Consider the following 7986-nt stretch of genomic DNA (forward strand, 5'->3'; position numbering starts at 1 on the left):
AATGCTATCATGAAAAGCCCCCTCTCTATTTTTGTTGTTTTAGCAGTAACGCTGTCGTGCACATCGGGAACCAATACGCAGGACGCTGCTGTAGAAGAGTCGGCCGAAGTTGAAGAAATCGTTTCTCAGGAAGAGTCGGTCGAAGAAGCACCTGTATTGCTCTCTCCAGCAACAAGCAGATTCAAAGCAATGACTGAGTTTACTTTCGATAAAGCACTGCTGGACTCCCTTAAGAAGCCCTACTCGATTGTGGACTATTTCCTTCTGGCACCCACGCAAATATTTGGGGGGCTTGATAGAATGGCAGTGCTTAAAACGGAAGAAGAGCCGGTGAGCTCACCCGGTGGTGGGTGTTTTCCGAACATCAAGGCATTGGATAGGCGAAATGGGTTTATGGAATTTGTGTGTAACGGCGATGGAGGTGGAGAGAGTTTTCAGATTACTTTTTGGAAACAAAAGGGACAGCCCGACCTGGTAGGTTTCAACAAGACAACCTGGGGAATGTGTTGTGACGAATCGGAGCTGCTCTTCCTCCAGTTGGTTGAAGGCGAATGGAACAATGTGACCAGCCAGGTGCTGCCCGATATCAACTATAAAATTTTCATGAAACCTGGCACTGAAAATGTCAATCAAAACGTGGCTGCTGGATACCTTGCTGAATTGCCCAAAAGTGGGAAGGACATAAGCCTCCGGGTGATGGGGGATCTTCTCAGTGAGGGGTTAGCAGGGTTGCCGGAACTACGGTCGAGCATTGATGCGGAAAAAACTGTCACCCTGTTTTATGATTCCGGGAAGTTTTCCTTTTAGCAGGCGTTTTCTGATCACAGAATAGACAATAAATTCCGAGTATACTACTACTACTACTACAGCGGTGGTGGTGCTCCTTCTTCGTTACTGGCCACGTTTGAGTCAAACCATTCTTTATCATACTGATTCATTACCCTGGTGATGATGCCCCAAATTAAGTTGTCTGTTCCGTCGATGTTCCGTCTAAGCCAGAAGCCTATAAACTCCCAATCCTGCGTCCATGTGTCATTCCTTCCATCAAGTGCCCTTTCTTGTGGGGAGCTATATTTCTGCATGAGGTAGGTGGGGGCGTAAAACTCCCGGGAGTATGTAACAAGATCAATATAGGCACGGGCCTCGGCTTTTATATCCAAACTGTCGTGCAGGTGATTGTGAGACAACACCGCCATCCTGGCAAGCCGCTGGAACATCATGTCATACACTTCCTGCATGGTTTTTCCACCAGCATATTCATCAGGAACGGGGATTAGGGTTTCTTCTGCATATGACAATATTTCAGGGTTGACTAAATTAAATCGTTCCAATTCCTCACTGTCGTTTTGCAGATAGAGTGGTTGGCCAGTCAAAGTCTCGAGGTAGCTATCCATCTCATAATGCTGGAACCCCTGGAATGTCCTGACTGCCCCCATAAATGCAGGAACGACATAGGGCATGCCCAATTTTAACATGCCATAGTTCAGGGCTTGTCCATCATACTCGAGCTCAATGGGATTACTCATATCATAATAATAGTCCCGGTAGTCTGGGTTCTTTTGATAGAGATTAATTAGAAAAAGCCCTCTCAGACGTGGGTTGGTTTCACTGCTCAGCTTTGCTCCATTGTAGCCTGCGTAAGGGTCATATTCGTCCTCTTCTTCATAGGTAGCAAGCTCTTCCTCAAATCCCTCATCAAAGAAAATAGTTGTGGTTGGGTCATCAAACATTCTGTAGAAGAGCGATGGGGTGAGTTTTCCAATATAGTAGCTCTGATTGCCCTCAATTAGCTTTCCTTCTTTTGTACAAGGCCTCAGCTCATACGCAGCCATTTTTGTCAGCGGAAACCTGATTTTTATGTCTGAAAACCCTTGTTCTACTTCAACAATTAGCTTTTGAGCGCTGCTATAATCAAATGGACGTTGTGCGACATATGCGAGTTCAACGAAGGCAGGAAAGTTGTTTTTGTCGGGATGAAGAGATTCATTTTTGAATCCATTGGTCAGTATTGGGTATTCAAACGTGACTTGTCGGTATTGCGAGTGACTGATTTCATCGTTTTGCGTGGCACTGGCAATGCCAACTGGAATTCGGATCGACCTGATGTTGACCCAAACGAAGCCTGTCAACAATAGTGACGTGATAAAGAGGACAAGCGTGAAATAGCCAAGATGCTTTAAGCTAAAACGGGAAGAGGTCCACTGCTGAAGTGGTTGATAAAAAAGTGCGCCGAATAAGAATATGGGGTAGATGAGCAAGGAGCCAAAAATGATCGCCATAACCCTTTTGTCCGAACCAGATTGCCTGTTTGGAAACGGTAAATCAAACGACGCAAGGAGCCAGAGTACGCAGAGTATTATTAAGGCAAAGCCCATTGAGTACAAGAAATGGTAGGAGCTCTTTGCCGCAAACATCCACGCCAACGTGGCGACTAAGACCCACACCGTTACAAATAGTTGAGCATGAGCCAGCAACAGAGTGTAACTATAGCTCCCTGCCAACGTAGCGAATACCATGAGGGCCAGGAATAGGAAAAGGAGCAAATTGATGACTCCAAAAACCCTGAATGCGACTGGATATTTCATAAAGTTTGGTCGTTAAAACTCCGCAAAAAAATTTGATAGCAACGCTGAATGTGTCAGGACTGATCCTCTAAACCTTTCAGGTAAGTGGCCAGTTCTTTGTCTTCATCGCTAAGCATATCATCAACGTTTTCATGCTTTGGTTGATACCAACTTATTTTCGAGAAGTAGGCTTTTAAGTCGTCAGATTTGAACTTGTAGCCATACTTTGCAAAAATGAGATTTCGAAACAGTCGAACCTGGCGTTTTTCAATTTTCCCTAAATCAATAAGTTGGCGATCCATTAGTGCCAACCTTATCCCATCAGTATAATTGTCCTTTTCGTCAAAGTCCATTACTCCATCTTCGGTTTCATTCCATACATGCTTAGTTTCGATAAACTGCACAAATGTGTCATGTAACACCTGAACTTTTGGGGAACTCTCTGTCTCAGATGTCGACGTAAAATGATCGACGACAGAGTCATCTTTCATTAAAATGAAATCCAATTGGTCTGAACAAGTTATGGGAGAACAACCTTGCCTTCTCGAAAAACAAAAAAGATCAAGGTCGCTCAATAGCCCAGAATAGATCAATGAGTAATTTAATAATGGATTCTTTGAATCCCAATTTCCGATATTAAACACACCAAATTCTCTGATGTTTCCCTTGTGGTCAATGACGTAGTAGCTTTCAATATTTCCTAGATCAGTGAGGTTTTTTTCTTCTTCCTCCGTCATTGGCCCATCAGTAGTGCCGTCGTAGAGCGTTAAGTCAAGTACACGATGGAGTACAAAGCTCCGATCCGACAATACTTCGAAACTGTAATGGTAAATATCCCCACCCTCTGATGATAAAAGTACTTTGCTATCGAGCAGCTCCCCGTCGGAGGTAAATGTATATACTTGATAGGATGCTGATGAATAGGTTTGTGATACAGCAATGGAAAGAAGTGGTCCTTCTGCGGAAATAATATCGATAATAGTGTAATTCTGCCCCTCAAAGTACTTCTGACTAAATTCCCCTGGAATTTCCATTGGGCCATTTTTCTTGAATGCAGAAATAAGGTCCCTGATAGAATTTATCGAGGGGGTGCTCTCAATAGGCTCGGCTGTTTCGATCGTTTCCAATTGCTCGACGCTTTCCGTAGACTCTGTGGTAGACGAGGTTGTGCCTTGTTGGCAAGCGCTGATTGCTATTATTAACAGCAGTGCGAATGAGGCGGTTGATCTCATAGTATTCAGGTTCAGTTAGTTAACTTAGTGAAAGTTATAACATAATCAAAGAAGATCCGTCCGGTGTTTAAGACAGCGAGCCTATGCTTACCAACTAAGAGTAAAACACTGATTGTTATTCGCCAACCTTCCTACAGCGATATTAGTAGACAATGGATGGATGTTTCCAGCAAAAACGCAATGGAGAAAGTTCACGTCAAGAGCGCAAAGGGAAGCAATTGCAAACGTCGCAGAGTAGCAGCAACGTGTGTTCTCTGCCCCTTTTTAACACTCTTTGCATGAATCTTCTACTTCCGATATCCCTCCGGCACTTCCATGCCTTCCAGGTTCATGAGTGCTACTTTTCGGAATTGGATAGGGTGGCTTTCGCTTTGTAGGGAGATCCAGCCTTCGGTGAGGGCCATGCCGTCATGCTTGGCTGCCGGGTCGAAGCCGTTGACTACGCCGCCGCCCACTTGAGGGCGGGTGTATTCCAGCACATTCATGCCATTTACATAGTGCCGGATCAGCGAGTCGCCCAGTACAAGTGTTTCCACTCTTACCCACACTTCACCGTCGAAAGTAGGTGAAGTGGAGTTGATGCAGTGGTCGGTAAACAGGGAGTCGCCGAGAAATACATGTGTGCCGGGTGTGCAAAGGTTGGCCGTAGGTCTTTTACCGCTACCCAATCCGCCCAGGAGTTGCACTTCGATAGATATGGGAAAGTCTTGTTCCACTGTCATGGTGGCAGGATCCTGGCCATGCACCATGATGCCACTGTTTCGTTCTGCCCAGCCTTCGCCGCCGGTGGCCTGCTCACCTACGAAGCGGTATTCGGTGGCGATGATATATTTTGAGAATTTCTCTTTGTAAAACAGGTGCCCGTACTGGTAACGGAAGGAGTCGTACTGGTCGTAAGCAACTGTGAGCAGTCCGTCTTCCACCCGGAAGGTGTTGCCGAAGTTGTCATTGACTGGATGTCCGCTGATCTTCGGAATCCAACCTTCAAGGTCTTTGCCGTTGAAAAGCTGCTGCCATTCGGGCTGTTGGGTTTCAGTTACCTGCTCAGCTTGTTTTTGAGGCGAAGAGCAGCTATAAGCGATGACAAGAAGGGTGGCTGTAAATGCCTTGTATTTTAAAATATTCATTGCTGGTTGGTTTAAGGGTTATTTAGGGTGTAGGGACACACTCACGAACAAGATGAAACGGAAGGGTGTGAAGACACACCCTGACACTACACTTAAAATGGGATGTAAAAAATAAATCAACAAACGCAGGGTTGGAAATGAAATAGGGTGTGAAACACACCCTAAAACTCATTTACAAATTTTCACAAAGCCAGGATGTGCTTTCACACTCAAGCTGGTGCAAGTTTAAGCATCGTAACTCACGCCCAGCCTGTCGAGCCATTCTTGTGGAGCACCGTTCCAAACTGTTGGCCGGTTGCCCATGTACTGCAGGTCTTCCACGCCCAGTTTGCTGGAATAGAAACCTGTAAGCACCATGCTGCGGAACGTGCTGAAAAAGGCTACTCCCTGGCTGTATGCAGGACTGGCAGTCTGCGGATAAGCGATATCATCTAGTATCTGCTTTTGTTCTGCTTCTGAAATAGAAGTGAAGTTCTTGCCGAAACGTTTTGTGCTTTCAATGTTCATCCAGCGCAGTCCACCACGTATGGGCGTTTGCATATACTCTCTGTCGATCAAAGTGAATTCAATGAATTCTGTTGTAAGGGCATCTTCTGCGCTCCCTGACTTGTCGTCGGCAGGGATGACAAGATTGGCCAGTACCCTCACCATTTGTCTTTCCTCGTCGGTGAAAAACTTCTGGCTAAGCATTTCCATTACCTCAGGGGTAAGGTTGGCATAGCCCTCCGGCATCTCTGTCGGGTGCACATGTTCTGCCATTTCGCCTTCCTTGCCTGGTTCACAGGCAATCAATGCGGTGGCGGACAGGGAGGCTAACGTAATATATTTAAGGGAATCTCTTCTGCTAATTGGTTCCATGTTGATTAAAGGTTTTGTTGTTTCATCTGATCAATGATGTAATCACAAGTTCTCCAGCTCAACGCCAGAATGGTCCACGTAGGATTCTTGTCGGCCTGCGATACAAATGGTCCGCCATCGCAAACAAAAACGTTTTTGGCTTCATGCGCCTGGCAGTAGGCATTCAGTACACTGGATTTAGGGTCGTTGCCCATACGGGTGGCACCCACCTCGTGGATGATACGCCCGGGAGCCGCAATACCATAGTTGCTTTCAGGGCCGGGTTTTGACCCCGTGAAAATACCGCCCATGGTGGTCAGAATCTCCTCGAAGGTATCCTGCATGTGCTTCACCTGCTTGATCTCATGGTCGCTCCATGTGTAGTTGAACCGCAGCACTGGGATGCCCCATTTATCAACCACATTTGGATCAATTTCACAGTAGTTGTCGTAGCGGGCAATAGATTCGCCACGACCAGAGAAGCCCACAGTGGCGCCGTAGAGCGTGCGGGCATCCTGCTTTAGCTGAGCGCCGTAACCACCGCCGCTAGGTCGGGTCTTGCCATCAGGCAGCTTCAGGTGCTTGTTGAGGTTTTCGATGCCTGACATGTAACCATAGCCCGGCATGTCACGGCCTCCCCATATTTCAATATGGTAGCCACGGGCAAAGTCTAGCTTCTTGTTGTCGAGCCACCAGGGAGTATACACGTGCAATCCGCCTACGCCGTCTTCATTGTGAGGGATGCCATCCAGCAGGGCAGGAATTAGCGCCGAGCGGGAAGCACCGGTAGAGTCTGTAATGTAGTGTCCAAGTATGCCGCTGCTGTTGCTGAGGCCGTTAGCATGTACCGACGACTTGGAATTCATCATCAGTCGGCCCGACTCGCAGGCGCTGGCAGCCAGGATCACGATCTTGCCTTTTACGTGGTAGTCCAGCCCGTCTTCTTTGCTCACATAGCTTACACCTGTGGCTTTTCCTTCTTTGTCGGTAGTCACTTCTCTGGCCATGGCACCATTCAGAATGGTTAGGTTGCCGGTAGCCAATGCAGGCCCGATCAACACTGAGGGCGAAGAGAAGTTGGAGTGTGTGCTGCAACCCCGGTTACACTGCGAGCAGTAGTGACAGGCGGCTCGCCCGTTGTGCGGCTGAGTTAATATGGATAGGCGGGAAGGAATCACTGGTATTTTGATCTCGTCACACGCTTTTTTTACCAGCAGCTCGTAGCCACGAGGCTTGGGAGGGGGCAGGAAGTTGCCATCGGGTTCGTTGTAGATGCCTTCTTTTGAACCGAAAACGCCCACAAGATCATCCACCTTGTCGTAGTAGGGCTTGATATCGTCGTAAGAGATTGGCCAGTCGTCGCCAAGGCCATCTATGCTTTTCCGCTTGAAGTCGTTGGGGCCAAAGCGCAGGGAGATGCGCCCCCAGTGGTTGGTGCGGCCACCCAGCATGCGGGAGCGAAACCAGTCGAACTCTGTGCCTTTGGTGCGAGTGTAGGGCTCGCCCTCCAGCTCCCAGCCACCGAAGGCAGCATCGAACTCACCAAATGCTCTTTCTTTGGTGCCAGCACCACGGCGTGGAGAAGAGTAATTCCATTTGAACATATCGCCCTTGGCGGAGTCGAAATGGGGGCCAGCCTCCAGCATGAGCACTTTGGCGCCAGCCTCGGTAAGCACTTTGGCAGACATACCGCCACCAGCGCCTGAGCCGACGATTACCACATCGTACTCCTCGGGGACTTCTTTGATTTGAAATGCGGACATAGTAGGATAAAAAGATTAAGCGTTTTCTAAATATCCTTCATTTTACGAAAAAGGGTTGGGAGTGGAAAGGGGTTTGTGTATTAAAGTAGGAGAGGAATGAGTGGGAGAGTTTGGAGGTGATGAATGGGAGATGGAGTTGGGAGACCGGAGACGGAAGACCGGAGTTGACCAATACCGGGGAGGCCCCATAAGTTTTTATTACATGTGTCAGGAACGGTATGATCAACCAGATTGAGTCAGTATTGCTGGGATGTAATTCAAAGCTGCTGCAACATAACAGCAGGTGTGAAAAAGCCGGGAGAGGAGATGTTTCTGGCCTTTTAAGAGACTGTTCAGAAAAGTGTGTCATAAGTATAAGTAAAAATAAAATGAGAACTTATGACAGAAATGGAATCAAAGAGACCACCTCGGAGTGAGTTGGAGCAACTTTTCGAGGAAGCATTACAGACACTTAAGTCGGGCA

Annotated in this window: 6 protein-coding genes; 1 reads left to right on the top strand and 5 read right to left on the bottom strand. The window is 47.4% G+C overall.

All coding sequences use genetic code 11. The annotated features are described in order from the left end of the window. The first annotated feature begins 9 nt into the window (after positions 1 to 9). Positions 10 to 807, top strand: coding sequence for a hypothetical protein (locus tag RIG68_RS05955; RefSeq protein ID WP_350119830.1), 798 nt, complete (start codon positions 10 to 12; stop codon positions 805 to 807). Between the two features lie 56 nt (positions 808 to 863). On the opposite strand, the gene RIG68_RS05960 is transcribed toward RIG68_RS05955, so the two are convergent. The 5 genes from RIG68_RS05960 to RIG68_RS05980 form a co-directional block, all read right to left on the bottom strand. Further along, positions 864 to 2585: a hypothetical protein gene (locus RIG68_RS05960; protein ID WP_350119833.1), complete on the bottom strand. Its 1722-nt coding sequence runs from the start codon at positions 2583 to 2585 to the stop codon at positions 864 to 866. A 53-nt stretch (positions 2586 to 2638) separates the two neighbouring features. Next, positions 2639 to 3796: a YARHG domain-containing protein gene (locus RIG68_RS05965; RefSeq protein ID WP_350119836.1), complete on the bottom strand. Its 1158-nt coding sequence runs from the start codon at positions 3794 to 3796 to the stop codon at positions 2639 to 2641. 287 nt (positions 3797 to 4083) lie between these two features. After that, the gene (locus RIG68_RS05970) at positions 4084 to 4923 is read right to left on the bottom strand and encodes a 3-keto-disaccharide hydrolase (RefSeq protein ID WP_350119838.1); all 840 of its coding nucleotides are present in this window, start codon (positions 4921 to 4923) and stop codon (positions 4084 to 4086) included. Between the two features lie 225 nt (positions 4924 to 5148). Continuing rightward, entirely contained in the window at positions 5149 to 5781 is a 633-nt protein-coding gene (locus tag RIG68_RS05975; RefSeq protein WP_350119841.1) for a gluconate 2-dehydrogenase subunit 3 family protein, read from the bottom strand. A gap of 5 nt (positions 5782 to 5786) precedes the next feature. Next, positions 5787 to 7523 carry a GMC oxidoreductase gene (locus RIG68_RS05980; protein WP_350119844.1) on the bottom strand — a complete coding sequence of 579 codons (1737 nt, stop codon included), beginning with the start codon at positions 7521 to 7523 and terminating at the stop codon, positions 5787 to 5789. Between the last annotated feature and the right edge of the window lie 463 nt (positions 7524 to 7986).

Source organism: Imperialibacter sp., from assembly GCF_040222385.1.
GTDB lineage: Bacteria > Bacteroidota > Bacteroidia > Cytophagales > Cyclobacteriaceae > Imperialibacter.